Raw genomic sequence first — 26,377 nt, 5'->3', positions numbered from 1 at the left:
GAATGAATACAGGTGTATTAAAAAGCTGGCTAATATATCACCAGTCGATGATGGCGTTAAGCATTAACTGTCGGGAGTCTGAATGATGAGGAAAGAGTTTATGATCTGGCTACGCGTAGCCAGATCATAAATATCAACCCGGCCAGATCAGTTCTGGAAGGGTTTGACGTAGTCGTTTGCGTAAGCAGCGGCTAAGGTTTTTGCTTCATCCATTTGATTGTCTTGCAGTTTCATCAGTAGGCGGGTTTCGATAGAAGCCGCTGTGCCATTGCCCAGTGCTGCTGCGTTGTGCATCCACGCATAAGCGATAACATCACCGGGATGACTGCTGTCTTTACCGTAACCGTTTGAATACAGAGTGCCAAGGAAAAACATCGAATTGGTGTAACCTTGTTTAGCTGCTTTCAGGTACCAGCGTTCTGCCTCTTCAAAGTTTTGCTCGACTCCGGTACCAAAATTATAACTACGGCCGAGGTTGTGTTGTGCGGCAACGAACCCCTGCTCAGCAGCCAGTTGATACAGTTTGAAAGCCATAGCACTATCACGGTCGGTACCGTATCCAAACTCATACATTTCACCCGCACTGTTCTGCGCGGATGCTTTGCCAGCGTTTACTTCAGGTAGCAGGGCGTCTAGCACTACTTTATATTCTATATTCTTCAGTTTTCGAAGGCTGTTTACACTACTGATGTTGCCTTGGCGCGCACCCCGATCGTAAAGAGATTTTGCTTTGATAACATCTTTTTCAACGCCCCAGCCATTTTCATAGAGCTGGCCCATTAAATTCGTGGCATCAGCGTTGCCCTCATCGATTAGCACCTTTAAGTCTTCCAATGCAGACGTATAATTCTGCTTTTCGATCGCTTCTTTAGCAGAGGTAATACTCACTGCCAGCACACTGATAGATTGCAGTCCTAGGATCAGTCCTGCCGCAGCTAATAACATTTTCTTGCTCATATCTGGTCATGCCCCAATGGTTTTATGGGATTGAAGTTACATCATTATACAGATGTGCTGCCGGTATATGAAATTACAAACCCGTTAGCTCTAGGAATAAGGCTGGATTAGAATCCCCTAATGTTCGATATTTTAACGGATGAAATGCTGTAGTGCAGCACTAAACTGTCCGAATCTTGATATCGATTAACTTTTAACCCGTGATTAATGATGATATAGCGCTTTTAATCTGATCGTTTTGGGCTAAGAAGTTCAATTAAATAGCCGTCCGGGTCTTTAACAAATGCCAGTATGGTACCTGATGCACTGTTTTTCATCGGGCCGGCTGCGCGCACTACTTCACCACCCATGGTGCTTATTGCATCACACGCCTGATAAACATCGTCGACTTCAATCGCAATGTGTCCATAAGCATTGCCAAGATCATAGTGATTGGTATCCCAATTATGAGTCAGTTCAAGAGCCGTGTGTGCGGACTCATCACCATAACCAAGAAATGCTAACGTAAAGCGGCCTTCGGGATAATCTTGTTGGCGCAGCAATGTCATGCTTAGAATGTCGGTGTAAAAACGGATTGATTTTTCTAAATCAGTGACACGCAGCATGGTGTGTAGAAGGCGCATGAATTTCTCCTTAATAGTTTAAAATGAATAGTCTTAATCGAGTGAAGGTTGCTGAAAATCCATTGGCGTGTAAGTATATCCTATGCAGAGTAATTATTGTCGTGCGGTATACGGAAGGACATACCAATGTTTCAAGATATGACTAAAAAAATGAGTGAATCCATTGAGCCATTTAAAGAGCTGGTGAATATCCAAACACGCATGCTTGAAGAGCTAACCCGACAGCAAATGGAATGCACAAAATCTTGTATCAGCGCCACCATTGAGCAGACAAAGCAGCTGCAAAACTGCCAGACATCAAATGATTTGTTATTGTTGCAGCAATCCTATGCGCAAGAACTGGAACAGACTCTTAAATCGGCCAGTGATGAGAATCTTAAATCTCTTCACGAAGCGCGTGATGAGATTGAGCTGATTACTAAAAGTGCGTTTAATGCATTTGCTTCTGAATAAAACACCTCATTTTAGAGCGACTCTTTAATGATATAAAAAGCAGCCCAGCGCTGCTTTTTTAATGCCTTACAAAATTTTGTTGCCGGTATAATGCACCGTATCTGTTGAATTTGGAGTTGTTATGGGTAAACAGATCGGCATCATCTATGGATCGACAACCGGTAATACGGAAAGGGCGGCCGAGCTAATAGCCGAGCGTTTGGGATCGCGCGCAGTATTACATAATATTGCCGATCAGGGATTGGACGGCATCGCTGATTACTGCGTGTGTATTTTTGGTATTCCCACCTGGGATTATGGTGAGCTACAAGAAGATTGGGAAGAATTCTGGGAAGAACTCAAATGCCAGAATCTTAAAGGCACCCCCTGTGCTTTGTTCGGCCTGGGTGATCAGATAGGTTATGGAGAGTGGTTTCTGGATGCGATGGGTTTGCTACACGACGTCCTGCGGGATGGCGGTGCTAAAATCTATGGCCAATGGCCGGTAGATGGTTATGTGTTCGAGGCGTCTAAAGCATTAACGGATGATGGATGTTTTTTTGTGGGTCTGGCGTTAGATGATGATGTTCAACAGGGTGAAACACAAGAGCGAGTCGACCGCTGGCTGTTGCAGTTGCAACCGTTGTTTGAATTGTAAAGTTACAATGTTAATATGCATAAGTTTTATCTAATATAAGTTGTGCTCTTTAATCAGGCTGGTTAATCAGACTGTTAGTCATATAAAAGGAAGATTGTGATGAAAAAATTGTTGATAGTGGGAATGGCGACGGCTGTTTTGATGGGAAGCACGTTGGCGGCTGCGGCGACGGATGCTGAAAAAGCGATTGAATATCGTCAGGGCGTGTTTAACACCATCAAATGGAACTTCGGCCCTATGGCTGGCATGGTCAAAGGTAAAATTGATTTCGATGCGGCTGAATTTGCACGCCGTGCTGATGCGGTTGCTGCTTTGGCAACCATGCCAGGGGAAGGTTTTATTGAGGGTTCCGGTGTAGGTGATACCGGCGCTAAACCGGCTATCTGGGAAAATAAGGAAAAATTTGACGAGGGAATGGATGCGTTAGCTAAAAATGCAGCAGCATTGGCCGTCGCTGCTAAATCCGGTGATATGGATATTATCAAGCCGGCGTTCGGTCAGTTGGGCAAAACCTGTAAAGGTTGCCATGACGATTTCCGCGAAAAAGACTAAGTCTTTTTTTGTTAAAAAACGGAGCTAAATAGCTCCGTTTTTTCATGCGTTTATTGGAACGCTGATTTGAGTACTTTCTAAAAGATGTTCACCAGCATGTAAACACATAAAGCTACCAGTCCTGCGGATATCAGCATTAATAAATAGTTTGTTTTTATACTGGATGTGTTGGCTTGATTACTTATTTTTTTACCGGTGAGCATGCTTTTTATTAAAGATTCTTTTTTGATCAGACGATGGTAAATGACGGCAATAATATGCAGGCCTGCGAATATAAGTATCAGGTTGAAGTTGATCTCATGGATGTCAGTCAGTGTGTAGGCGATAGACTCGCTAACCAGCGAGAAGAGAGGCCCTTCTGTCATGATGTCATCGCTGGAAAACAGCCCGGTCGAGGCTTGAATAAACACTAATAGCATTAATGTCACCGCCATCCAGCCACCGAGTGGATTGTGCCCAAGGTAGTGAGTTTTTTCGCCTTTCAAAAACTTTTTGGCATAGCTGATGGTGTATTTAGGCCCTTTCAAAAAGTCGGAAAAACGCGCATAGGTACTGCCAATGAAGCCCCATACAAAACGATATAAGATTAATCCCAGCAAGCTATAACCGATATACATATGCCAGAGCATAATGTTGCCGCCTTCTTCGCCGGAGTACCACTGAAAACCGATACCGGCCACCAGTGACCAGTGAAACAGCCGAATAGATATATCCCACACCTGCACAGCCTGTTTGTCGGTTGAAAGGTCGTTCATGCTTAAACTCCATTTATCCATAAGTGGGTAAGAATACTCAGTACATAGCCCAGTGCTATGGCCCAACTCCATTTGAGATGGCTTAAAAACGTATAGGTTCCCTGTGCTTGTCCCATTAATGCGATGCCTGCTGCTGAACCTACTGAGAGTAACGAACCACCTACTCCAGTGGTCAATGTTACCATCAGCCATTCATTGGTATTCATGGCCGGATTCATGGTCAAAACAGCGAACATTACCGGAATATTATCGATAACGGCAGATAGTACGCCAATCAGGATATTAGCCCAGAGAGTGCCGAGAGAGCCGTAGAGTGTGTCAGATAGCAGCGCGAGATATCCTAATGTTGATAATCCCCCGACGCATAAAACGACCCCATAAAAGAACATCAGCGTATCCCACGAGGCGCGTTCTACGACCTTGAAAATATCGAAGCGACGCACCACATCGGTATGATCGCCATGTATCTCGCTCATGTCTCGTATGTTGTCTTTATGGTGATGGTGTATATGTCCATGGTCGATTACCACAGGCTCATGTTGAGAGAGGTAATAGCCATAGACTTTTAGTACTCCAAGACCTGTCATCATTCCTAGTACCGGAGGGAGGTTGAGTATGCTGTGCGTAGTTACTGAGACCGCAATCGTCATTAAAAACAGCAGAATAATTGTGACACCGCCGGTCTTCATCTGTTGTTGATGTTCTTTATGAAATGCTGGTGGTGCTTTTTCAACGACCAATGACATCATCACCGCAGGTACTAGCCAGTTTACCAGTGCCGGCGTAAACAGGCTGAAAAACTCTTTAAATTGGAGTACGCCTTGTTGCCACACCATCAGGGTAGTGATATCGCCAAAAGGGCTAAACGCACCGCCTGCATTGGCGGCCACGACGATATTGATACAGCCGACAGTGACAAATTTTATGTGGCTATTGCCCACGGCGAGGACTACCGCGCCCATTAGCAGAGCGGTCGATAAATTATCCGCGATGGGTGATATGAAGAAGGCGAGAGTACCGGTGATCCAGTAAATTTGCCGCAGGGAGAAATTTTTAAGTACTAACCATGTGCGCAATGCGGCAAAGACATTACGTTCTTCCATCATATTAATGAAGGTCATCGCGGCCAGTAAAAACAGGAATAGCTCTGCATAATCAAGAATATTGTGGCGTACCGCAATGCCTGCCGTTTCGGTATCGCCATGCACCGCATAACCAACCCCTACAATCAGCCAGATCAGACCCGCTGCAATAATAATGGGTTTGGATTTGCGCAGGCGTGTAAATTCCTCAGCTAATACAAATATATAGCCAATAACAAAGATAATTAACGACAAATATCCAAAGATGGTATTCGTTAAATTGATCTCTTGTTGGGTTTTATCAAGCGTATAAGCCCATGCTGGCGTGAACAGTACCAGTGAGAATAAGGCGAGCATCAAGGCCACAGCCGTAACAGAAATATAGGTATGCTGAGTGATTAGTCTTTTCATTCAATGATTCTGGTATATATCATAGGTAAAGTCGAATGTTGCGCTGCAAAAAAAATACAATTAGCAGTTTCCTGTTACAAAGATTTAAAGCCGGACGCGTATCGGTTAAAATAATGTCCCTTTTGAATTTGCGAGTGTTGAGCATTAACGATGGAAGTCAATCCGATCATAAATGACTTGAAGGATATCGGCGAGCGAACTGCATCGCTTTATAGCTATCTTGATTATCCTGGCGCGAAAGAACGTCTGGAAGAAGTAGAACGTGAACTTGAAGATCCTGCGGTCTGGAATGATCCCGAAAATGCTCAGAAGTTAGGTAAAGAGCGTGCCGCGTTAGAAACGATTGTTAAAACCCTGGAAGAGCTTAAATTCGGAGCAACAGACACGCGTGAACTGCTGGATATGGCGGTTGATGAGGACGATGAAGACACGGTTGAAGAAGTGATCGCTGAAGTCAAAACATTGATGAGTAAGCTGGATGCACTTGAATTCCGGCGTATGTTCTCCGGTGAAGTCGATCCGAATAATGCCTTTTTGGATATCCAATCAGGCTCCGGCGGTACTGAAGCGCAGGATTGGGCCGATATGGTACTGCGCATGTATTTGCGCTGGGGAGAGGATAAAGGCTTTAAAACTGAGCTGATTGAACTGTCTTCTGGTGAGGTTGCGGGGATTAAATCGGCGACGATTCGCTTTGAAGGCGAATACGCCTTTGGCTGGCTGCGCACCGAAACCGGTGTGCATCGTTTAGTGCGTAAGTCACCATTCGATTCTGGCGGACGTCGTCATACCTCTTTCTGCTCAGTGTTCGTGTCACCTGAAATTGACGATAACGTGGTAGTCGAGATCAATCCGGCTGATCTGCGTGTCGATGTCTATCGTGCCTCGGGTGCCGGCGGTCAGCATGTTAACCGGACGGAGTCGGCGGTACGTATTACTCATGGGCCTTCCGGTATCGTGGTGCAGAGTCAGAGCCAGCGTTCACAGCATCAGAACAAAGATACCTGTATGAAACAGCTGCGTGCCAAACTGTACGAAATGGAAATGCTGAAACGCAGTACGGCGGCTCAGGAGCTGGAAGACTCCAAAGCGGATATCGGCTGGGGAAGCCAGATTCGTTCGTACGTACTGGATGATCAGCGTATTAAAGATTTACGTACCAATGTGCAATCGTCCAACTGTGTCAAAGTGCTGGACGGCGATCTGGACATGTTTATTGAAGCCAGCCTGAAAGCTGGTTTGTAACAATTATTAACTTAAAGGTTCACCACACCCATGTCTGACAACTCTCAGAAGCAAGATCAGAAACAAGATGAAAACCGACTGATTGCCGAGCGTCGGGAAAAACTGAATGTGCTGCGTGAAGCGGGTAATGCTTTCCCTAATGGCTTCCGTCGTGACAGTTATGCGCAGGATTTGCAGGAACAACACGGCGAGCAAACGAAGGAAGAACTGGAAAATACCGGTCTTACCGTCAGTATTGCCGGACGTGTGGTGTTAAACCGTGGTGCTTTCGGCGTTATTCAGGATATGAGCGGACGCATCCAGTTTTATGTTAATAAAGAAGCGCGTCCTTTTGCTAAAAGCCTCGATCTGGGTGACATCATTGGTGTGACCGGTGTGCTGCACAAGTCAGGTAAGGGTGATCTTTATGTGGATTTGGGTGAGTATGTATTACTGACTAAAAGTTTGCGTCCGTTGCCTGATAAACACAAAGGCTTGCAGGACACTGAGATCCGTTATCGCCAGCGCTATGTGGACCTGATCACTAATGAGCAGTCTCGCAAAGTATTTGAAGCGCGTTCTAAAATTGTTTCCGGTATCCGTAACTACCTGACAGAACGTCGCTTTATGGAAGTAGAAACACCGATGCTGCAGGTTATTCCGGGTGGTGCAGCGGCGCGTCCGTTTATTACACACCATAATGCGCTGGATCGTGATATGTATCTGCGTATCGCGCCAGAACTTTATCTGAAGCGCTTAGTAGTCGGTGGTTTTGAGCGTGTATTCGAAATCAACCGTAGCTTCCGTAATGAAGGTCTTTCGACACGTCATAACCCTGAGTTCACAATGATTGAGTTTTATCAGGCGTATGCTGATTATCATGATTTGATGAATCTGACCGAAGACATGCTGCGTACGGTTGCTCAGGATGTGATGGGTACTACTACGATTATTAATACCGTACGTAATGAAGATGGCGAAGTACTGGAAAGTTTCGAATATGATCTGTCTCAGCCGTTTGCACGCTTGAGCGTTTTTGATTCGGTACTGCAGTACAATGCAGATATTACCGCTGAGGCACTGGCTGATGATCATGCCGCACGTCAGATTGCTGAACGTCTGGATATTGATGTTAAGGATAGCTGGGGTCTGGGTCGGGTACAGATCGAGATTTTCGAGAAAACCGTTGAACATCGCTTACAGCAGCCAACCTTTATTACCGAGTACCCAACCGAAGTTTCTCCACTGGCGCGGCGCAGCGATAACAATCCGTTTGTGACGGATCGTTTTGAGTTCTTCGTAGCTGGGCGTGAATTAGCGAATGGTTTTTCGGAGTTAAATGACTCTGAAGATCAGGCGGAACGTTTCCGTGCACAGGTTGCCGAAATGGAAGCAGGTGACGATGAAGCGATGCATTACGATGCCGATTACATCGATGCGCTGGAGTATGGTTTGCCGCCAACAGCGGGTGAAGGTATTGGTATCGACCGCTTGGTCATGTTGTTTACCGATTCAGCATCTATCCGTGATGTTATTTTGTTCCCTGCTATGCGTCCACGCGCATAGGTTCATAGTGAGCTGGCATGTCTAATATAAAGCGTGTCCTGCTGAACTAGCTGGGCCGTAATATTAAAAAAAACCTGCTTCGGCAGGTTTTTTTGTGGGTGATGTTTAACCGCTGTCCCTTAAATCCGGCAGGCTGCTAAGATTGCGGTTTGTCCTCAATGTCTGAATATAGCTCATCTTCGAGACCGTCTGCATCATGAAGAATGTCGACGACTTCTGAGGCCATTTCAGGCAGGGTTTCCACTATCGCGGCAGCGACTTCCAAGGCTTGATCTGGCTGGAATTCAGCAAAGTATGCTACCAGTTCGGTGGCTGACTCGTGGTAAGCGTCGGCATCGGCCGGGCGCAGTTGCTCGGACTCTTCTGGCTCATAGGTTGGCAGCTGACTAGCGAGCTCAGCCACAATGTTAGCAAGCTTCTCGGGTTGATGCTCGACCAACCATGTCACCAGCTCTGATGTGTGGTCCGGTGCGTTACTAGAGAGAGCTTCAGCAATCTCCAGACTAAGGTCGGGTGCCACGCGCGTAATAGCAGTGAAGAGTCGGGCAACATCAATATCATCAACTTGTGCCAGCGCAGCACACAGCGCGGCTGCTTTTTCAGGCGATGTTTTCGCAATTTGAATGACCATATTAACGGCAGCGGCAGGGCTGCTTTCTGCAATAGTAATCGCTACTTTTGCTTCCAGATTCAGCGGTGTTTCTAACTCATGTTGAATGTATGGATGGAGCTCTACCAACGGGGTCCCTGTCACCAAGGGCTGCATAACATAGCTTTCTTGTTCTTCCACCGGTAGCGGTGGGCTGACCCGCATACGGTAAACCACAAATATTAATAGCAGGGTTTCTGCGACAGCTAAAAACCCGAAGAGCGCATCATCGCCGAAATGTTTCATGGCTATAGACGACGTTGCCGGACCGAGGATACTGCCTAACGCATAAATGCTGAGTAAGCCGCCCATCGCTGCTGCCATTTCGGAGCTTTGAATTTTGTCGAATGTCTCGGCAATACTCATGGGGTACAGGCAGGAAAAAATACCGGTGCTGATCGCTGTGGTTAGCATCATCATGTATATCAGATCGCTACGTGCGCTGAACGGGGTTACCAGTGTGGCTGCAATATTGATCAGTAACAGATAAAAAAGTACGGTACGTCGATCAAAACGGTCTGATAGCATTCCGACCGGAAATTGCAACAGAAAAGCCCCGAGTATAGCTGTCGCCATATAGAGGGTCAGTTCAAACCCGCTAATGTCATAACTGTTGGCAAATAATGGCAGCATGTTCACCATTGCACCAAAGAGCAGTCCGCCAAAGAAACAACTTACGACACCCAGAGGAGAGCGCTGAATGAGCTGTAAAAATGACATGCTCTTCATCTCATGCATAACCGGGCCTGAGCGGCGGCTCATAATTAATGGTATCAAGGCCAGGCAGAATAATATGCCGGCAGTAATGAACAGGGTTTGGGAAGTGGGAGCGGCCAGATTTAACAGAAACTGTCCACAAAAAAGTGCCGCCGTGACGACGACCTGGCTGGTTGCCAGAATCCGTCCGCGTGTAGTAGGGCTGGCAATATCGCTTAACCAGCCGTCGATCACGGCTAAGGAACAGGCAATACAAAACCCCATTATCATGCGCATGCTGCCCCATACCCACTCATTCATTGTCAGGCTGCAGGCGAGAATACTGGCGGCAGCTAAGGCGGCGCTGGCTGAAAAAATCCTGATATGGCCAACCCGGACAATCAGACGTCGAAAATACAGCCCCCCCAGCAACATGCCGACGGCATACATCGATAAAATCAGACCAATCGTATCGGTGCTCATTCCTTCCATACCCATTCTGACGGGCAGAAGAAGGCCGACCAGGCCGAAGCCCAGCATTAGGATAAAGCAGCTTATAAATAGTGTAATCAAGGGTAAAAGTGTAATAATCACCAGACGTCCTGCTAGTAGAGGTTAGCAGAGATGGCTAGTGCCGGCTGCTTAAAATTTGACTGTAAAAGTCGGCAGGGTAACATCTATCGTTAGGCGTAAGATATGGGGTTTGATCGATTTACTTTGAAGAGAATATAATGTGGAGGCTTATAAGATGTTAACGCGTGTAAAAAGCTGGCGACCCTATTTAACAGATGAATTTGAAGCCGCCTACATGCAATCGCTACTGGCGTTTCTGGCGCAGCAGCAACAGCAGGAAAAAATCATTTATCCGCAGGCCGACCACTGGTTTGATGCGTTGCAACTGACGCCGCTTGAGCAGGTAAAAGTGGTGATTATCGGGCAGGATCCTTATCATCAGGCAGGGCAGGCCCACGGGCTTTGTTTTTCTGTGTACCCTGGGGTTAAAATCCCACCTTCGTTGGTGAATATTTATAAAGAGCTGGCCACCGATCTGGGTATCCAACCAGCCAAGCACGGTTACCTCGAAAGTTGGGCGAAGCAGGGCGTGTTGTTGTTAAATGCGGTACTGACGGTAGAAGACTCGCAGGCAGCATCCCATCAGGGAAAAGGCTGGGAGCAATTTACGGACAAGATTATAGATGTGGTCAACCGCGAATGTGACAACGTGGTATTTATGCTTTGGGGAAGTTATGCGCAAAAAAAAGGCGCGGCTATTGATGAATCACGCCATTTGGTATTAAAAGCACCGCATCCTTCACCGCTGGCCGCCTATCGTGGCTTCTTTGGTTGTCGACATTTTAGCCAGGCTAATCACTATCTTGAGCAACACGCTAAGCAGCCGATTAACTGGCAGTTGCCAGCAACAGTGTAATGTTGGATTCGGAGTTAGAGATCAATAGAGACAAAGCCGCCGCTTTGTCTCTATGTAGCTATGTCGGCATATATACTATCGTTTACTGACAAACAGTTCCGGATCAAGCTCATAGGGTAGCTCTAAAATCTGTAATGCCGGTCCTTCTTCACCTTCCGCTTTTTCTGTAGAGTCCAGATGAATGCTTTGTCCTTCATCTACCTGCTTTTTATTGATCACCGCCAGCAGTGTTACCTCGTTATCACCGGAGCGGCTTGCCAGTACTATTTGACCCACATTTTGTTTCTCTGCGGTGTGCAGTTTGTCACCGGCTTGAGGCAGGGTGTCGGTATTGATCTGTGCCAGATACATAGGTTTGTTTAATTTGCCGCGATGCTGCAGGCGGGCGACGATCTCTTGTCCCGTATAGCAGCCTTTATTGAAACTGACGCCTTTCAGTGCCTGTAGATTTGTCATTTGCGGGATAAATGTTTCCAGCGTGGCGAGACGCACGTCTGGGATGCCGGCTTTAATTTCTTCCAAAATCCAGTCTTGTGTCGTGCCTAACGGTGCGAGTCGGGTCAGTTGTTGTAGTACTGCTTCTGCTTCCTGTACGGGCAGCCATATTTCGTAACGGTCGCCGGGCACTTTAACGGCAATCATCTGGCCGGCACGGATCGCTTTATCTGTTTCAGACGGTACGGTATCAAATAGCTTTTCTACCAGCGTGCTGGCACCGGGGCCCATCAGGCCCAAACCCACAATATGTTCACTTTGGTCTTCGGCTTCGGCTTTAGAAAACATGATGTACTTTTTGATATTTTTTAAGCCACCGTCAAGAATATCCTGATGCATACGTAGCCAAAAACCGCCCTCAACCGCAATCACACGATAAAGCGCCAGCATGCCACCTTTGATGTTGCAGTGGGCACCTAAACGGCTGCCTAGTTGGCTTGTGTCGCGCATGTCACAGCTGAGCTGGCCCTGAAGAAATTTTTCTGCTTCCGGGCCGATGATGCTGATAACTCTGTTGTGTAGCAGAGGGATGATGCGTGTCTGGCTATCATGCTCAGGTACCGAGATGATCTCGTCTTCCTGTTCGGAAAGTGTAACCTGATAGGTCTGTAATAGTGTGTTCCATTGGCTCATCGTTCGTGTCCTGTTTAATAGGGTTCGCTATCGCTGTGTAGCCAGTTTGTCGCCCATTTTTTTACCGAGAGCTACAGGCGATTCTGCCTTTAATGTTTCTATCCACTCAATTGCATCAGGGCCAAATAATAAAATTACGGTTGAACCCAATTTGAAACGTCCCATCTCTTCGCCTTTTTCGAGCGTGACAGGTGCCATCGTTTTAGGGGTAAATGGCGTACGTACCGGTCGTTTTATAACGGGCGATACCTGCCCATCCCAGACGGTTTCAATACCGGCAACAATCATCGCACCTACTAATACCATCGCCATGGGGCCTGCCTCTGTATCAAAAATGGCCACTAGACGCTCGTTACGGGCAAACAGCTGATCAACATTTTTAGCGGTGGTCTGGTTAACCGAAAACAGATCACCAGGTACATAGACTGTTTCGCGTAATGTGCCTTTTATTGGCATATGTACACGGTGGTAGTCTTTAGGTGATAAATAGATGGTGGCAAAGAATCCATTTTTAAAGGGGGTGGCAAGTTCATCAAAACCACCGAGTAACGTCGTTAGGCCATAGCCGCGTCCTTTAGCCTGAAAAATCCTGCCATGCTCTATGGCTCCTATCTGACTGATAGCACCGTCTGCGGGTGAAACGATAGCGTCACTGTTTTGATTAATCTCTCTGATGCCGGGTTTTAACTCACGGGTAAAAAATGCATTAAACGATGCATAGGCGGTCGGTTCTTCTATGAGTGCTTCTGACATATTGACTTGGTATTGCTTGGCAAACCAGCTGATGAAACGATTTTTTACCCAAGGGTTTGTGCAGTCGGCGAGCCGGCCTACGAGTCTGGACAGCAGATGTTGGGGAACCAAATGCTGAAAAAGGATGAATAATTTTTGTTTCACTAAAAACTCCTGGCGCGAAAAAAAGGGTGAAAAAAAATGTTTGCAACGACCAATGCTGGCTGATCAGGATTCAATGGGCGTGTCATTTTTCTGGGTGCCCATTCAAACCAGAAACCGTCATAGCATCTTACATCGCCTCAGGATTCAATGGGCGTGTCATTCTGGTTACCCCATTCAAACCAGGAACCGTCATAGCATCTTACGTCGCTTAGGCCTGCATGCAGCGCGGCAATGTAAGTTAAACCGGAGCGGCGGTGGGTTTGGCAGTGCGTAACAACCGTTTTATGAGGTTCGATCCCGGCTTTAATAATCATGGCCAGCAGTACGTCTGGCGATGCCAGAGTCGGCGGGTTTTGTTGTGTTAGCGTGTCTGTCCATTCTAGCCAGTGTGCGCCTGGAATGTGTCCGCCTTTGATGGCGTTAACGACTTTTTCGCCGTTGTATTCTGCGTGGGAACGTGCATCCCAGATAGAGATGTCTGCTGAATCAATATGCGCCAGAAGATAGTTTTTATTGGCCAGCAGGTTTGGCTGGGCTGAGACATTAATTGAGCTAGGTTGCGCCGTATTAGCGGATTGTTCCAGCGGTAAATTTGATGCAATCCATGCCGGTAAGTGACCGTTGAGGAAGGAAACGTTTCTTAGTCCTACACAATGCATAGTCCAGATGAATCGTCCGGCCAGTGCGCCATTCTGGTCATCATAGACGACGACATGGCTATTTTCAGAGATGCCTCCGTCTGAAAATAGCTGTGAAAGCTGCTCATTGTCGGGCAGTTTATTAGGTACGGGAGCTATGCCTCTGAGTAATCGGCTGGCGTTGAGCCAAATGGCACCGGGAATATGTCCTTGTAAATAACGCTCTTGCGCAGAGAGGTCAATAATAATCAGATCAGAATGTTTTAAAACAGTGAATAATTGCGCTGGATCGATAACCAGGGGGAGAAGCATGTTTATCTCTCGTATTAATACTGAAAATCGATCATAACGATTTGTGGGTGACTGCTCAATCTGAAAAGTTTAATTTCCCATTCGCTTTAGCGCTAATGTGGCTGCTGAACAGAGATAGCGAAAGCGCTTGTGATGAAAAGCCGTCAGCGGAAGCCCGTTTTCACCTGCGTCAGCATAAATAATAGCGATAGCTCCGCTATCACGAAACAGTGACATTAATAGGCAGTCGTGTTTAGGCAGTTGTTCACTGTAAGCGTCGGGCATTAGCTTGGTATATTGTTGCCGGTTTGCGGCGGTTATCCAAAGACATGCTGGTTTATCGCACAGTTTTTTGAAAATGCTGGGAATCTGCAAGTCAATTTCGTAACTAGCGAAGGGGTGATCTTTTTCCATGCCCACCACCTGCGCCGCTTTCATTTTGTGGCTTTTGCTGTTCACCAGATTTAATACAATGCGCTGCAGACCTAGTCCTTTGCCCAGCCCTTGCATGAGTCCCTGTATAATATGAGAGTGCTTGGTGTATAGGTGATAGTCTTTTAGTAAGCGTTCGGCCACCTGAGTATAGATCATCTGCTCACGGAATATTTCAGGCATGTGGGTGAGAGTCGTTGCTTGGGGGATGAGCTTTTTCGGAAGCTTTTTCGACTTCGGTTTAGGTTTCTCGGGTATCGGATAGGTGCGCGTTAGTACTGCAAGTTCGCGGTCACCCAGCTTATAGTTGCTAGGGTAAGACGACGCTATCATCAGCATTTCGGCGGCAGGCGCCAGTGTGCCGGGTGCGTGATACTCTCGGGAAGCATCCGCACATAGCTTATGTAGGAGTGCCAGTGTTTGATCGGTTTCAAGACCCAGGTAATCACCGATAATATCGGTTGTTTTGATATTACGGGTAGTACGCCAGCCGCGACTGACAATGAGTGATAGCCAGTTGGCGAGTTTGATAGGGAAGTGGCGCTCTTGTGTCAGGTGATTGAGATCACGTATCTCTTGTTCGTTCAAGCGTGGGTCACCTAAAGCGCGTTGATGCAATTTAGTAAGCATTCCTTTCGAGGGTGACGTATCAGGATCCTGAGCTTGTATCGTTAATGGCGAAAACCCCCATTTCTCAGAGAGTCCCATCGAAATTTGTTGCATTGTGCAGCCAAGAATATCGTGCTCTGCCAGCGTTGGGTCAATCTCTTCTTCCCAAATTTTGATACGCACCTGATGCATATGTAAAGGTGCATTCAGCCACAAAGCCCACAAACCGATGCTGTAAAATAGAGAAGCAATAAATACTTCCTCTACAAAAGGCAGGCGCTTCATCTGTTGCCAGGTACGCGCCTGAATAGCGGCATGATGACTATTGGCGAGCATGCGCAGGTATTGTTTTTGCTGCACACTGGAGGATTTGAGCTTTATCGGCTGCAAGGTCTGGGATAAGTGTACCAGCGAGTCGATCCCCAGTGATGATACTGCATGCTCAACGCTGGTGACGTGGGAACCCTTGGCCGCATGTTTTGTTTCAGCGGCCCTGACAACATGCAGGCACAATATAGGGTCCGATCTTACCAGCGTGGTCAGATGGCTGATCATGGTGGAGTCTTTGCTGAGTAACGTTTTTAAGCGCTTCAGGCTGCTGGCACGTACCGGAAACGGTTTGTCTTGCAGAAAATCAATCCACGCCTGCGCACCATAAAGGATACTGATCTCTTCTTCGGTTTCCTGGATGTGCGTTGGTTCTGTCATTACTGCTCTCTTTATCTACTGCTATTTATCTCTGCTCCAGCAGAAATCCTAAAATGCGTTGGTTATTATCCCTGCTCCAGCAGAGATCCTAAAATGCGTTGGTAACTATCCATGCGGCTTGCACTGACTTTGCCGCTCTCAATAGCACCCAGTATAGCGCAACCAGGTTCCTTATCATGTTTACAGTCTCTGAATTTGCAGTGACCGATAAAAGGCCTGAACTCGACAAAACCATCCAGCAGTTTTTCAGGTTTAATATGCCATAATGCGAATTCCCGGATACCCGGTGAGTCGATTAAGTCTCCACCTTTAGGGAAATGGAACAAGCGTGCGGTCGTAGTCGTATGCTTACCTTTACGCGATTGCTCAGAAAGCTCGCCTACCTTTATGTCGACACCTGGCAGCAATACATTAATTAAAGATGACTTGCCGACACCTGATTGGCCAACGAATACACTGATTTTTCCATCCAGTTCGGCTAAAAGTGGGTCAAGGCCTTGTTCTTCCGTCGTTGACGCCATTAAAACCCGATAGCCGATTTTTCGGTATCGATTTAATAGTTCATCCATTTCTTCGCGGTTGTCATCAGTGATTAAATCGGATTTATTCAGTAATAAAACCGGTTCTATCTCACTGAGCTCGGCGGCCACCAGATAGCGATCGATCAGGTTGGCAAAAGGGGTTGGTTCAACGGCAAAAGTGATGATGAGCCTATCAATATTGGCGGCCACCGGTTTGAGTTCGCCATGGTTGGTCGGGCGGATTAGCTCACTGGTACGCGGAAGAGCTGCGACCACGACACCATGCTCGACCCCCGCACGCCAGACAACCCGGTCTCCGGTGACCAATTGGCCTAAGTGAGTACGCAGATGGCAGCGGAATATCTGGCCCGCTTTTTTTCCATCCATTGCCTCAACGTCAACCTGTTTTCCAAAGTGAGAAATGATCAGGCCTTGTTCTTCCTGGCCCAGATCGCCACCTTCTAACTGTTGCTCTACTTTGGTGTCTTTGCGCGATGCGCGGTCGGCACGTTCCTGCTGAACTTTTTCTATACGCCATGCCTGACGGCGATTAACTTTACGTTTTGACATTAAAAATAACTACCTGATCATCTCACCGGAATATCGTGCTTCGTGGTAAGGTATTCTGAATTGTTGGCCATTATAGTGCTATCTCGTCAGTTAAGAGGAATATATATGTCACGTAAAGATAATCTCATCTGGATCGACCTGGAAATGACCGGTCTTGACCCTGATAATGATTATATTATCGAAATTGCTACGATTGTCACGGATGCAAATCTGAACATTCTGGCCGAAGGTCCTTCTCTGGTTATTCATCAACCTGATGCCGTCATGGAAAGTATGAATGAGTGGTGTGTACGCCAGCATGGTCAATCCGGTTTGACGCAGCGGGTACATGAAAGCATGGTAATGGAGCGTGAAGCCGAGCAGCAAACCATCGCCTTTATTGCTGATCATGTGGATAAGGGTGCCTCGCCGATTTGTGGTAATAGTATTGGCCAGGACAGACGTTTTTTATACCGCTATATGCCAGAGTTGGAAGGTTATTTTCACTATCGTAATCTGGACGTCAGTACGATAAAAGAATTAGCACGTCGCTGGAAGCCTGAACTCTTAACCAGCTTTACTAAGAAAGGCTCGCACTTGGCTATGGATGATATTCGTGATTCCATCGCGGAACTCCAGCATTATCGCGCTACTTTTTTCAAAGACTAATAATGTCAGAGTCTTCCACTGTAATAGAATCTCCAGGTGTCATTTTAGTGGAAGATCCATTATTGCCGGCTAAGCAACGCTCAATAATGCCTGGCGACCTTGCGATGTGGATTTTCATCATCGCAGAGCTGTCGGTCTTCGCGCTGCTGTTTCTGCTGTTCAGTTATCTGCGCAGCAGTCATCCGAATGTTTTTCTGGCAGGGCAGCAAACACTGCATCCTCTGGCTGGTTTAATTAACACGCTGGCATTGCTGAGTTCAAGCGCCTTGGCCGCTCAGGCTGTGTATGCGGTTCGGCATCGCCTATCAGCAGGCACTGGCTGGTTGTTGCTGAGCATTCCGGTGGGCGCTATCTATATTGTTGTAAAACTCTGGGAATACCAGCAATTAGTACGGGCAGGTTATGATCTCGATACCAATCATTTTTATACAGGGTATTTTTTACTGACGGGTTTTCATCTGCTACATGTTGTTTTAGGTATGGTGATTTTGACCTTTATGTCGGTACGTTTATGGCGTGGAGCCTACCAACCAGAATCAATGAGCGGCTTGGAAAGTGGCGTTTGCTACTGGCATATGGTTGACCTTGTTTGGGTGATTCTTTTTCCACTGATTTATGTGATTCATTAATGAAACATCCTTTCACGATTTGGCTCGTGTTAATTATTCTGACGCTAACGATGTTTATGTTAGGGGAAGTACAGCCAAGCCCGGAAATTATCATGCTGGTGTTGGCTATATCAGCAGTAAAGGGATTGTTGATCGTACTCGGTTTTATGGAGTTGGCGGGTGTGAAGCATTTGGTACAACGTGCTTTGCTACTTTATTCGCCTATTGTTGTGTTGCTGATTGCCTTATTGTTGCTTTGACAAGTTAGCTATATCAGCATAGAACTGAAATGTGGCTTTGCCGATTGATTTGGATTCATAGAGAGCCAGATCTGCGTTGCACATTAATGTGTCTATATCGATACCATCGGTTGGAATCATAGCGACACCAATACTGGCAGTAATGTTTACTTCATTGTTGGAAAGCATCATAGGCTTTCCTAAAGAGGTGAGGATTTTCTGCAATATGATATTGATATCGGTCCGGTGACTCAGGTTTTTTAACAGAATCGCGAACTCATCGCCTCCGATACGTGCCACAATATCTGCTTCTCGGGTGCTGTCGTGCAAGCGGGCAGCCACTTCGACTAATAACTCATCTCCCGTAATATGCCCCAGGCTATCATTCACTTTTTTGAAGCCATCTAAGTCGATATAAAGTAGCGCAGAGGACTCATTATCTCTTTTTGATGAGTAGATAGCTTGCTGTAGAAATTCATTAAATAAGCGTCGATTAATGAGATCTGTCAACACATCGTGTGTTGCCAGATGGGTCATCTTATCAAATGCATTTTTCATCGTTGAAATGTCTTCAAGTACGCAGATAGTGTGGACAGGTGAGTCTTTCTCTATCACTGGTGAAAGACTGGCATGCATCCAGACGCTATGCTTGTCTGTTGCTTTAAATTCGAACTCACCGCTCCAGCGGCCGGTGTTTTTTATATGAGTATTCAATATATAGTGGAATTTTTCATTAAGGGTTGTTGGAAAAATATCCGTTATATTTTTTCCATCAAGAGATGCGCTGAAAAAATGCAGTGCCTGTGAATTGGCGTATTTCAGCTCGCCTGTATTATTAAAGATAAGTACGATACTTTTGCTCTGATCAATGGCTGACGAGAGTAAATAAACGCGCTCTTTAGCATCGGTTAGCCGCTTTGTAATCGTACGACTCGCTCGTATAATCAGCAGCAGTGTGATGCCGCAGCCTATCAATAGAAAAAGCACAGGGGTCTTTATTTTCATCAGAACCTGATCACCGGGTTTCGCCGCTTCCCAGGAAAGTTCGCCTAGTATGTTGTTGTTAATATCTTTTAATTTTATAAACGACAGGGCGTTATTCAGGGAATGGCGGCTGTTTGTATTAAACAACAGTGAATTGACATGGAGTAGTTTTGCTAGTGCTAGCAGGTAGTCATGATTGAGCCGTGTCCCTATGATTAAAACCGGCGCAGGGGAGGGTAGCAAGATGCCGCTTTCGGAAGCAAGAATGGCTGCACTCAGCAGCACGGGTGTTCCATTGATGAGTGATATAGATGATACCCCTGCAGATACGGGTGCAGATTCACGTGCTTTGGCAGATAAGTATTTCAGGTCGTCAGCAAGCTTACTGTAAAATAGAGGATCAACAATAAATCCATCATTGATCGACAGCACGGGATTGTTTTGGCTGCCGAGGATAATGAGATCGTTAATGCCGAATGCGCCAGTTAAATATTGTCCCAGATTTGCATCAATCCACTCTCTGTCCTGAGAGTGGTAAGCGTGTTTGATGGTTTCATCCCAGAACGCATAATCTGCTGCGGTGGTTTCCAGTTGATTGAGCTTATCTCTAACAACGGATTCTGTGAAGACTTCAGAGCTAGAGCGCGCCTCATCATTAACTTGATCGACGCCATAGTCAATAACAGCCATCATCGACAGTAAGGTAGCTGTCAGGAGTATAACCAAAGACAGCACGATGATGTGCACCGGATTTATTGGCCTGCGTTCCTGTCCTTTTTTAACTGTCATCTATCCATCCCTATGATCAGATCCTACTTCCTCCAGATTATAGTTTATGTATTGGTATATATAGTTTTCTTCGATCTATTAAGTCGTACTTAAGTCATTTTTAAGTGTGGATTTTTTAAAATATGTGATTCCTGCTTGCTTTACATTCTTATGTTGTTCAAGACCTGTTTCTCCTGGTTGTATTATTGCCAGCAACAGATTTCTCAATAAGATGTATTTTTAATATATTTTTTATCTTTATTGATATCCATCAAGTTTTTCCCGCACACAACTTTTCATAATAGCCGCACCTGAATTTTAACTGTGCTATCTGGTCCCTTGGCTGGGTTACGGAGCTTTTTATGAATGAAACCTTCACCAAAGCGATGGCAAGAAATATTTTCTATGGAGGGAGTTTGTTCTTCATTCTGGTATTTCTTGGCCTGACGTATCATACCGAAAAGGTGCTTCCCGAACGGGATCACCGCGAAAATATCACCGAACAGGTTGTTCATGGCAAGAAAGTCTGGGAAGAAAATAACTGTATCGGTTGCCACACTTTACTCGGTGAAGGTGCTTATTTTGCGCCGGAACTGGGTAATGTTTATAAGCGTTTTGGCAACAGCAAAGCAGCTATTATGGCGTTTATTAAATACCGTCCAGTGGATGGCATTAAAGGACGCCGCAGTATGCCGCAGTTCAATCTTTCAGATGAAGAGCTGGAAGCGGTGGCTGAATTCCTGAAATGGACTTCAGAAATAGATACCAGTAACTGGCCACCTAACATTCAGGGTTGAGGCAAAGGAACATCACTATGAAATATGAATCTCAAAAAATTGCGCGCCTGTATTTTATCGCGGCACTAGGGCTCTTTGCCGGCCAGATCCTGTTTGGTTTAATTATGGGTTTGCAGTACGTTATCGGAGACTTCCTGTTTCCGGCGATTCCGTTCAACGTTGCACGTATGGTACATACCAACTTGCTTATAATTTGGTTGTTGTTTGGCTTTATGGGCGCCGCCTATTTCATGATTCCTGAAGAGTCTGAAACCGAACTTTTTAGTCCTAAATTAGCCATCGTACTCTTCTGGGTCTTTTTGGCTGCCGGTGTATTGACGGTTCTTGGCTATCTGCTGGTGCCTTATGCACGTTTGGCGGAGATGACGGGTAATGATCTGTTGCCCACCATGGGAAGAGAGTTTCTTGAGCAACCACTGATTACTAAAGTTGGTATCGTGATTGTAGCGCTGGGCTTTGTCTTTAACGTGGGCATGACAGTACTGCGCGGTCGTAAAACGGTGATCAGCAGCATTCTGATGATCGGCCTGATTGGTCTGGCTGTGATGTTTCTGTTTTCTTTCTACAATCCGGAAAATCTGGTACGTGACAAGTTCTACTGGTGGTGGGTTGTACACCTGTGGGTAGAAGGTGTTTGGGAGCTGATTCTGGGTTCTTTGCTGGCATTCGTATTGATTAAAGTGACCGGTGTTGACCGCGAAGTGATTGAAAAATGGTTGTATATGATCGTTGCTATGGCACTGATTACCGGTATTCTCGGTACAGGTCATCACTACTTCTGGATTGGGGCACCTGAATACTGGCAGTGGCTGGGTTCTGTGTTCTCTGCTATGGAACCTATACCGTTCTTTATGATGACCCTGTTTGCTTTCAATATGGTCAATAAGCGTCGCCGTGATCATCCTAATAAAGCCGCGGTTCTATGGGCAATGGGTACGGGTGTCATGGCCTTTCTGGGCGCGGGTGTATGGGGGTTTTTGCACACATTAGCACCTGTTAATTACTATACTCATGGTACCCAATTGACGGCAGCACATGGTCATATGGCGTTCTACGGCGCTTATGCGATGGTTGTGATGTGTATTATCTCTTATGCAATGCCGCTGATGCGTGGCCGTATAGCTAACAGTAATCGTTCTCAGGTTACTGAAATGTGGGGCTTCTGGTTGATGACGGTATCCATGGTGTTTATCACCTTGTTCTTGACGGCTGCCGGTGTAGTTCAGGTATGGCTGCAGCGCTACACGGATACGCCGCTGCCCTTTATGATAGTGCAGGATAAAATGGCAATTTTCTTCTGGATGCGTGAAGTAGCCGGGGTGTTCTTCCTCGGTGGTTTATGTGTTTATCTGTGGAGTTTCTTTATTGGAACGGATGCAGAAGCCGCTCGTGATTCCGCAAAAGTGTTAGTGAAATCAAGCACAAAAGAATATAGCAAAGAAACTGCTATAGCGTAACGCTCGCGTGGCGCTCTGTCTCTGGCGAGCCGGAGCGTCTTTCTTTTATTAACTTATTCTGAAAAAAAATCGGAGCTTTTATGCACGCTTCCAACTCAGTTAAGCTGGATCTCTCTGCCAGTGCTGCGCCTTTTTACCTTCCCCAGCATAATGAAGTAGCACTGTTTAAACACGCCTATGAAAATCAATTGCCGGTATTAATTAAAGGGCCAACAGGGTGTGGTAAAACACGATTTATCAGCCATATGGCCCAGAAACTAGGGTTACCGTTGCATACGGTTTCTTGTCATGATGATTTGACCGCTTCTGATTTAGTGGGACGTTACCTGATTGGTGATGGAATGACCCAGTGGCATGATGGCCCGTTAACGCGAGCGGTCAGAGAAGGCGGGATCTGTTATCTGGATGAAGTCGTTGAAGCGCGTAAAGATACGACGGTAGTGATTCACCCTCTGACTGATGATCGAAGAATTTTACCGATTGATCGAACCAATGAACTTTTACATGCGCCGAAGAATTTTATGCTGGTGGTTTCATACAATCCTGGTTATCAGAACCTAATGAAAGGTCTTAAGCCGAGTACGCGTCAGCGTTTTATTTCAATGAGCTTTACATATTTAAAACCAGAAGAAGAAAAACGTGTGATAGAAGCGGAAACCGGTTTGGATTCTGCTAATGCGCAACGCCTGATTCATTTGGCAATTGGGTTACGGGGTCTAAAAGATATGGATTTGGAAGAGGGGGCCAGTACTCGTCTTCTGGTGTATACAGCCACCCTGATGAAAGCGGGCTTTGATCCTGTAGAAGCGTGTCGGGCGGGTTTGGTCGAGTCGTTAACAGATGATGAAGATACGATTACGGCGTTGATGGAAGTGGTTAAAGCTAATTTTTAACAAATTGTCAAACGGCTGTATTGCCTGATAGCACTGAATAAGAGTTCTGATACAAAAGCATCTGTATAAAAGCACTGAGTAAACGTCATCAATTGAGGTCGACCGATGGAAGAGCAGGTAGGTAAATACTGGGACCGGTTGATTAGCCGCATGGCTGATCCTGCCTGGGAGCATGAAGCTGTCACGCTGGAAAGTGTGCGCAAGCCTCTGTCTGTCTTTTTTCGTACGCTGGGTGGTGACGGTGGGCTTAGTATTCGTGCTTCGGTTCAGACGGAGTCATCATTGCGGCGGCATTGGTTGCAGCGTATGGCGGGTAGTGGAAAACGCATTTCACTGGCGTGGCGCAGTGCCGAAACATTGCATCTGCCCGAGCGTATTAATTTATTTCCTGATGCGGGGTTAAACCGCGAACTTTACTATTGGTTGGCGGCGATGGCGACCGCGCCCGCCTATGAGGATCTGAATTGGATTGCGCGTAGTCAGCAGCAAGTACTGTATATCTTACAGCGCTATCCGGGGCTGGTAGATCGCTATCATCGTTTAGTCACTGCCGCGATTACCTTTCGTCCGGATTCAGATAAATTGAATGCTCAGGAAAGTGCTCAAGAGCGTGATATTAAGAATGCTTTATGTGCTCCGGGTTCTATCGAGCAGTTAAGTGAGTGCCATCGCGATCCCCTTCCTGTGCTGTTGTGGTTACATCCGATGCCGCCGCAGAGTGCTGTTGCGAGTGAGGTGTGCCAGTCTGCCAGTCATCAAACGCCCTCATCTCAGAGTGAGCCTAAGGTCTCGGAGCAACAAAAAAAGCGTAAAGCAAAACGTAAAAAAGCAGAAAATAACAAAGGCGGCTTATTAACCTTACGTCACGAAACCAGTTTATTCAGTGTGGCGGAGATGGCAAATCTGGATCGTGCTGAGGATGAAGATGAGGATCTGCAAGACGCCGAAAATAATGCCAATGAGATGGATGAACTTACCATCACGCGCGATAACAATACGACCGCAAAACGCGTCAGGTTTGACCTGGATTTACCCTCTGCTGAAGAGGAAGAGGTGATTCTGAGTGTCGGACATTTGCTGCCGGAATGGGATTTTAGAAAACAGCTGCTAGTCAAAGATCATTGTAGCCTGCTGACGATTAAAGCCGCCGTAACGGATTCAGGTGAGCTTCCCGAGAGGCTTCGCCCTGCCGCACGTCGTTTGCGGCGCCAGTTTCTGGCGCTTCGGCCGCAGTCTAGCTGGGTTAAGCATAAGGAGGAGGGTAGTGAGCTGGATCTGGAAGCCTATATTAGATTTCGCGGGCAGCGTGCAGCAGGACAGCAAGTAGAAGAGCCGCGTTTGTATGCGGCACTGGAGAGAAAAGAGAGAGATCTGGCCTGTTTGTTACTGGCCGATCTGTCTTTATCCACTGACGCCTGGGTCGGTGACCAGGCAAGGGTTATCGATATTATCCGTGATAGCCTGTATCTGTTCAGTGAAGCGTTACAGCAAACCGGCGATCAATTTTCAATTTGTGGTTTCTCTTCCCGCTATCGCAATCATGTGCGTTTTCATCTGCTAAAAAGTTTTAATCAGCCCTATAATCGTCAGGTCAGGCAGCAGATTGAAGCAATCAAGCCCGGTTATTATACCCGTATGGGTGCCGCCATTAGGCGTTCCACCGAGTTACTTAACCTGCAACCACAAAAGCAAAAACTCCTGCTGATTCTGACCGATGGTAAACCTAATGACCTGGATTATTATGAAGGGCGCTACGGGATTGAAGATACGCGCATGGCCATTATTGAAGCGCGTAAAGCGGGCCTGATTCCGTTCTGTATTACTATTGATGAAGAAGCTGAAGACTATCTGCCGTATTTATTCGGGCGGGGTCATTACACCTTGATCCGACGCGCCGCCGAATTACCTGTAAAGTTGCCACAGCTGTATGCTCGTATAACAGCTTAACTCAGTATCCAGATTAAACATTTCGCTTGAGAGCCGAGGTTAAGTGCTTAGGTAACCAGGCTATTTAAATTGTATAGGCGAAAGCCGTGTCTGGCCTGCTTTAAGCTGGTTGATAGCCCAATCGATGTGTTCAATTACCATTTCAGAACAGATAGGGCGCTTGGCTTCTAAGGTTGTAATGATATCGTTACCGCCACCACTGTTTCCCAAAGCTATCGCTATGTTGCGCAACCAGCCTTCATAGCCTGTACGGCGAATAGCAGAGCCCTCGGTACGTTTCAAAAATGTGGCTTCATCCCAATTAAAAAGATCGACTAACGAAATATCATCAAGTTGATGGCGTGGGTGAAAGTCTGTCTCTGCCGTATGCTTTGCAAAACGATTCCAGGGGCAGACCAGTTGGCAGTCATCGCATCCAAAAATCCGGTTACCCATGAGCGATCGAAGCTCTTCGGGAATACTGCCTTTTTTCTCAATAGTGAGGTAGGAGATACAGCGTGTGGCGTCCAGTTCATAAGGGCCGGTAAAAGCATTGGTGGGACAGATGTCCAGGCAGGCAGTACAGGAGCCGCAGTGTGTTTTTTTCTCTGGCAGATCTGTCGGTAATGGCAGATCAATAAATAGTTCGCCGAGGAAGAACCAGGAGCCTGCATGTCGGTTCAGAATAAGGGTGTGTTTGCCTGTCCAGCCTAAACCGGCCTGCTGTGCAATCGGTCGCTCCATGACAGGAGCGCTGTCGACAAAGGCGCGGTAGCCCATTTCGCCTGCGGCTTCCTCTATGCGCTTTCCTAGCTGTGTCAGACGTTTACGCATCATTTTGTGATAATCACGCCCTAACGTATAACGCGCAATATAGGCTTTTTCGGGGGAGTTCAGTATTTTTAACGATGAAAAAGCCGGTGGTGTGTAGTCCATCCGTACGCTGATAATGCGGCAGCTGCCGGGGACCAGTGAGTAAGGGTCACGGCGTTTGTCTGCATTAGCGGCAAGGTAGTTCATCTCTCCGTGATACTGCTTTTCCAGCCAGGCTTGCAAGCGTGCAGCATCTTCTTTCAGATCGGGGTCAACGATGCCGCATTGTTGGAAACCATATTCGGATGCCCATATATGGATCTGTTTTGCCAGTTCTGCCAGCTTCTCTGGTGAGAGTTGGGGTGAGGGCTGAGGTGAAGTCAGGTGCTGGGTCGATACGTCAGAATCAGTCACGA

At 46.6% G+C, this 26,377-nt stretch carries 25 protein-coding genes; 13 read left to right on the top strand and 12 right to left on the bottom strand.

The genetic code is table 11. The features are described from left to right. Positions 1 to 147: 147 nt before the first annotated feature. A complete protein-coding gene (locus Nant_RS09485) occupies positions 148 to 957 on the bottom strand; it encodes a tetratricopeptide repeat protein (RefSeq protein ID WP_054341407.1) in 810 nt (269 codons plus the stop codon). 224 nt (positions 958 to 1,181) lie between these two features. Beyond that, positions 1,182 to 1,580, bottom strand: coding sequence for a lactoylglutathione lyase (gene gloA, locus Nant_RS09480; RefSeq protein ID WP_054341406.1), 399 nt, complete (start codon positions 1,578 to 1,580; stop codon positions 1,182 to 1,184). A gap of 126 nt (positions 1,581 to 1,706) precedes the next feature. Between gloA and Nant_RS09475 the strand changes: the two genes are divergently transcribed. From Nant_RS09475 to Nant_RS09465, 3 genes are all read left to right on the top strand, one after another. Beyond that, on the top strand, positions 1,707 to 2,033 hold the full coding sequence (locus tag Nant_RS09475; RefSeq protein ID WP_054341405.1) for a phasin family protein: 327 nt from the start codon (positions 1,707 to 1,709) through the stop codon (positions 2,031 to 2,033). 121 nt (positions 2,034 to 2,154) lie between these two features. Continuing rightward, positions 2,155 to 2,670, top strand: coding sequence for a flavodoxin (locus Nant_RS09470; protein ID WP_054341404.1), 516 nt, complete (start codon positions 2,155 to 2,157; stop codon positions 2,668 to 2,670). Positions 2,671 to 2,769: 99 nt separating this feature from the next. Then, entirely contained in the window at positions 2,770 to 3,222 is a 453-nt protein-coding gene (locus Nant_RS09465; protein ID WP_054341403.1) for a c-type cytochrome, read from the top strand. A gap of 77 nt (positions 3,223 to 3,299) precedes the next feature. On the opposite strand, the gene Nant_RS09460 is transcribed toward Nant_RS09465, so the two are convergent. Both Nant_RS09460 and nhaD read right to left on the bottom strand, forming a co-directional pair. Then, positions 3,300 to 3,977 (bottom strand): cytochrome b/b6 domain-containing protein, encoded by a 678-nt coding sequence (locus Nant_RS09460; RefSeq protein WP_054341402.1) that lies wholly within the window; start codon positions 3,975 to 3,977, stop codon positions 3,300 to 3,302. Positions 3,978 to 3,979: 2 nt separating this feature from the next. Beyond that, positions 3,980 to 5,470, bottom strand: a complete 1,491-nt coding sequence (nhaD, locus tag Nant_RS09455) for a sodium:proton antiporter NhaD (RefSeq protein WP_202904987.1) — start codon at positions 5,468 to 5,470, stop codon at positions 3,980 to 3,982. Positions 5,471 to 5,620: 150 nt separating this feature from the next. On the opposite strand from nhaD, the gene prfB reads away from it, so the two are divergent. Together prfB and lysS are read left to right on the top strand one after the other, a co-directional pair. Continuing rightward, positions 5,621 to 6,715, top strand: a complete 1,095-nt coding sequence (gene prfB, locus Nant_RS09450; RefSeq protein WP_054341401.1) for a peptide chain release factor 2 — start codon at positions 5,621 to 5,623, stop codon at positions 6,713 to 6,715. 30 nt (positions 6,716 to 6,745) lie between these two features. After that, positions 6,746 to 8,260, top strand: coding sequence for a lysine--tRNA ligase (gene lysS, locus Nant_RS09445; protein ID WP_054341400.1), 1,515 nt, complete (start codon positions 6,746 to 6,748; stop codon positions 8,258 to 8,260). 136 nt (positions 8,261 to 8,396) lie between these two features. Here lysS and Nant_RS09440 read toward each other — a convergent pair whose 3' ends face one another. After that, positions 8,397 to 10,199, bottom strand: a complete 1,803-nt coding sequence (locus tag Nant_RS09440) for an MFS transporter (RefSeq protein ID WP_054341399.1) — start codon at positions 10,197 to 10,199, stop codon at positions 8,397 to 8,399. Between the two features lie 154 nt (positions 10,200 to 10,353). Between Nant_RS09440 and ung the strand changes: the two genes are divergently transcribed. Further along, positions 10,354 to 11,034: a uracil-DNA glycosylase gene (gene ung / locus Nant_RS09435; RefSeq protein WP_054341398.1), complete on the top strand. Its 681-nt coding sequence runs from the start codon at positions 10,354 to 10,356 to the stop codon at positions 11,032 to 11,034. A gap of 75 nt (positions 11,035 to 11,109) precedes the next feature. Here the strand turns inward: ung and ygfZ are convergent, their stop codons facing one another. The 5 genes from ygfZ to rsgA form a co-directional block, all read right to left on the bottom strand. Further along, on the bottom strand, positions 11,110 to 12,162 hold the full coding sequence (ygfZ, locus tag Nant_RS09430; RefSeq protein ID WP_054341397.1) for a CAF17-like 4Fe-4S cluster assembly/insertion protein YgfZ: 1,053 nt from the start codon (positions 12,160 to 12,162) through the stop codon (positions 11,110 to 11,112). A 27-nt stretch (positions 12,163 to 12,189) separates the two neighbouring features. After that, positions 12,190 to 13,059 (bottom strand): archaetidylserine decarboxylase, encoded by an 870-nt coding sequence (gene asd, locus Nant_RS09425; RefSeq protein ID WP_054341396.1) that lies wholly within the window; start codon positions 13,057 to 13,059, stop codon positions 12,190 to 12,192. A 137-nt stretch (positions 13,060 to 13,196) separates the two neighbouring features. After that, positions 13,197 to 14,009, bottom strand: a complete 813-nt coding sequence (locus Nant_RS09420) for a sulfurtransferase (RefSeq protein ID WP_054341395.1) — start codon at positions 14,007 to 14,009, stop codon at positions 13,197 to 13,199. A 69-nt stretch (positions 14,010 to 14,078) separates the two neighbouring features. Then, entirely contained in the window at positions 14,079 to 15,737 is a 1,659-nt protein-coding gene (locus tag Nant_RS09415) for an HDOD domain-containing protein (RefSeq protein ID WP_054341394.1), read from the bottom strand. 65 nt (positions 15,738 to 15,802) lie between these two features. Beyond that, on the bottom strand, positions 15,803 to 16,828 hold the full coding sequence (rsgA, locus tag Nant_RS09410) for a small ribosomal subunit biogenesis GTPase RsgA (protein ID WP_054341393.1): 1,026 nt from the start codon (positions 16,826 to 16,828) through the stop codon (positions 15,803 to 15,805). A gap of 105 nt (positions 16,829 to 16,933) precedes the next feature. On the opposite strand from rsgA, the gene orn reads away from it, so the two are divergent. From orn to Nant_RS09395, 3 genes are read left to right on the top strand one after another with little or no spacing between them, the layout of a single operon-like run. Then, the gene (gene orn, locus Nant_RS09405) at positions 16,934 to 17,476 is read left to right on the top strand and encodes an oligoribonuclease (RefSeq protein WP_054341392.1); all 543 of its coding nucleotides are present in this window, start codon (positions 16,934 to 16,936) and stop codon (positions 17,474 to 17,476) included. Positions 17,477 to 17,523: 47 nt separating this feature from the next. Then, a complete protein-coding gene (locus Nant_RS09400) occupies positions 17,524 to 18,105 on the top strand; it encodes a cytochrome c oxidase subunit 3 (protein WP_202904986.1) in 582 nt (193 codons plus the stop codon). After that, positions 18,105 to 18,344, top strand: coding sequence for a cytochrome C oxidase subunit IV family protein (locus tag Nant_RS09395; protein WP_054341391.1), 240 nt, complete (start codon positions 18,105 to 18,107; stop codon positions 18,342 to 18,344). The genes Nant_RS09400 and Nant_RS09395 overlap by 1 nt, the downstream gene beginning before the upstream one ends. Here Nant_RS09395 and Nant_RS09390 read toward each other — a convergent pair. Beyond that, the gene (locus tag Nant_RS09390; RefSeq protein ID WP_054341390.1) at positions 18,330 to 20,096 is read right to left on the bottom strand and encodes a sensor domain-containing diguanylate cyclase; all 1,767 of its coding nucleotides are present in this window, start codon (positions 20,094 to 20,096) and stop codon (positions 18,330 to 18,332) included. The two genes, Nant_RS09395 and Nant_RS09390, sit on opposite strands and share 15 nt — an antisense overlap. A 341-nt stretch (positions 20,097 to 20,437) precedes the next feature. On the opposite strand from Nant_RS09390, the gene Nant_RS09385 reads away from it, so the two are divergent. From Nant_RS09385 to Nant_RS09370, 4 genes are all read left to right on the top strand, one after another. Then, positions 20,438 to 20,872: a c-type cytochrome gene (locus Nant_RS09385; protein WP_054341389.1), complete on the top strand. Its 435-nt coding sequence runs from the start codon at positions 20,438 to 20,440 to the stop codon at positions 20,870 to 20,872. 17 nt (positions 20,873 to 20,889) lie between these two features. After that, positions 20,890 to 22,329, top strand: coding sequence for a cbb3-type cytochrome c oxidase subunit I (locus tag Nant_RS09380; RefSeq protein ID WP_054341388.1), 1,440 nt, complete (start codon positions 20,890 to 20,892; stop codon positions 22,327 to 22,329). An 80-nt stretch (positions 22,330 to 22,409) separates the two neighbouring features. Further along, positions 22,410 to 23,222 carry a CbbQ/NirQ/NorQ/GpvN family protein gene (locus Nant_RS09375; RefSeq protein WP_054341387.1) on the top strand — a complete coding sequence of 271 codons (813 nt, stop codon included), beginning with the start codon at positions 22,410 to 22,412 and terminating at the stop codon, positions 23,220 to 23,222. 105 nt (positions 23,223 to 23,327) lie between these two features. Beyond that, positions 23,328 to 25,169, top strand: a complete 1,842-nt coding sequence (locus Nant_RS09370; protein ID WP_054341386.1) for a nitric oxide reductase activation protein NorD — start codon at positions 23,328 to 23,330, stop codon at positions 25,167 to 25,169. Between the two features lie 60 nt (positions 25,170 to 25,229). Here Nant_RS09370 and queG read toward each other — a convergent pair whose 3' ends face one another. Continuing rightward, positions 25,230 to 26,375 (bottom strand): tRNA epoxyqueuosine(34) reductase QueG, encoded by a 1,146-nt coding sequence (gene queG, locus Nant_RS09365; RefSeq protein ID WP_238377106.1) that lies wholly within the window; start codon positions 26,373 to 26,375, stop codon positions 25,230 to 25,232. Between the last annotated feature and the right edge of the window lie 2 nt (positions 26,376 to 26,377).

The sequence above is a fragment of the Neptunomonas antarctica genome, assembly GCF_001305295.1.
GTDB lineage: Bacteria > Pseudomonadota > Gammaproteobacteria > Pseudomonadales > Balneatricaceae > Neptunomonas > Neptunomonas antarctica.
The sequence above is the reverse complement of the archived record's forward strand: the minus strand, read 5'-3'. Positions and strand labels throughout refer to the sequence as shown.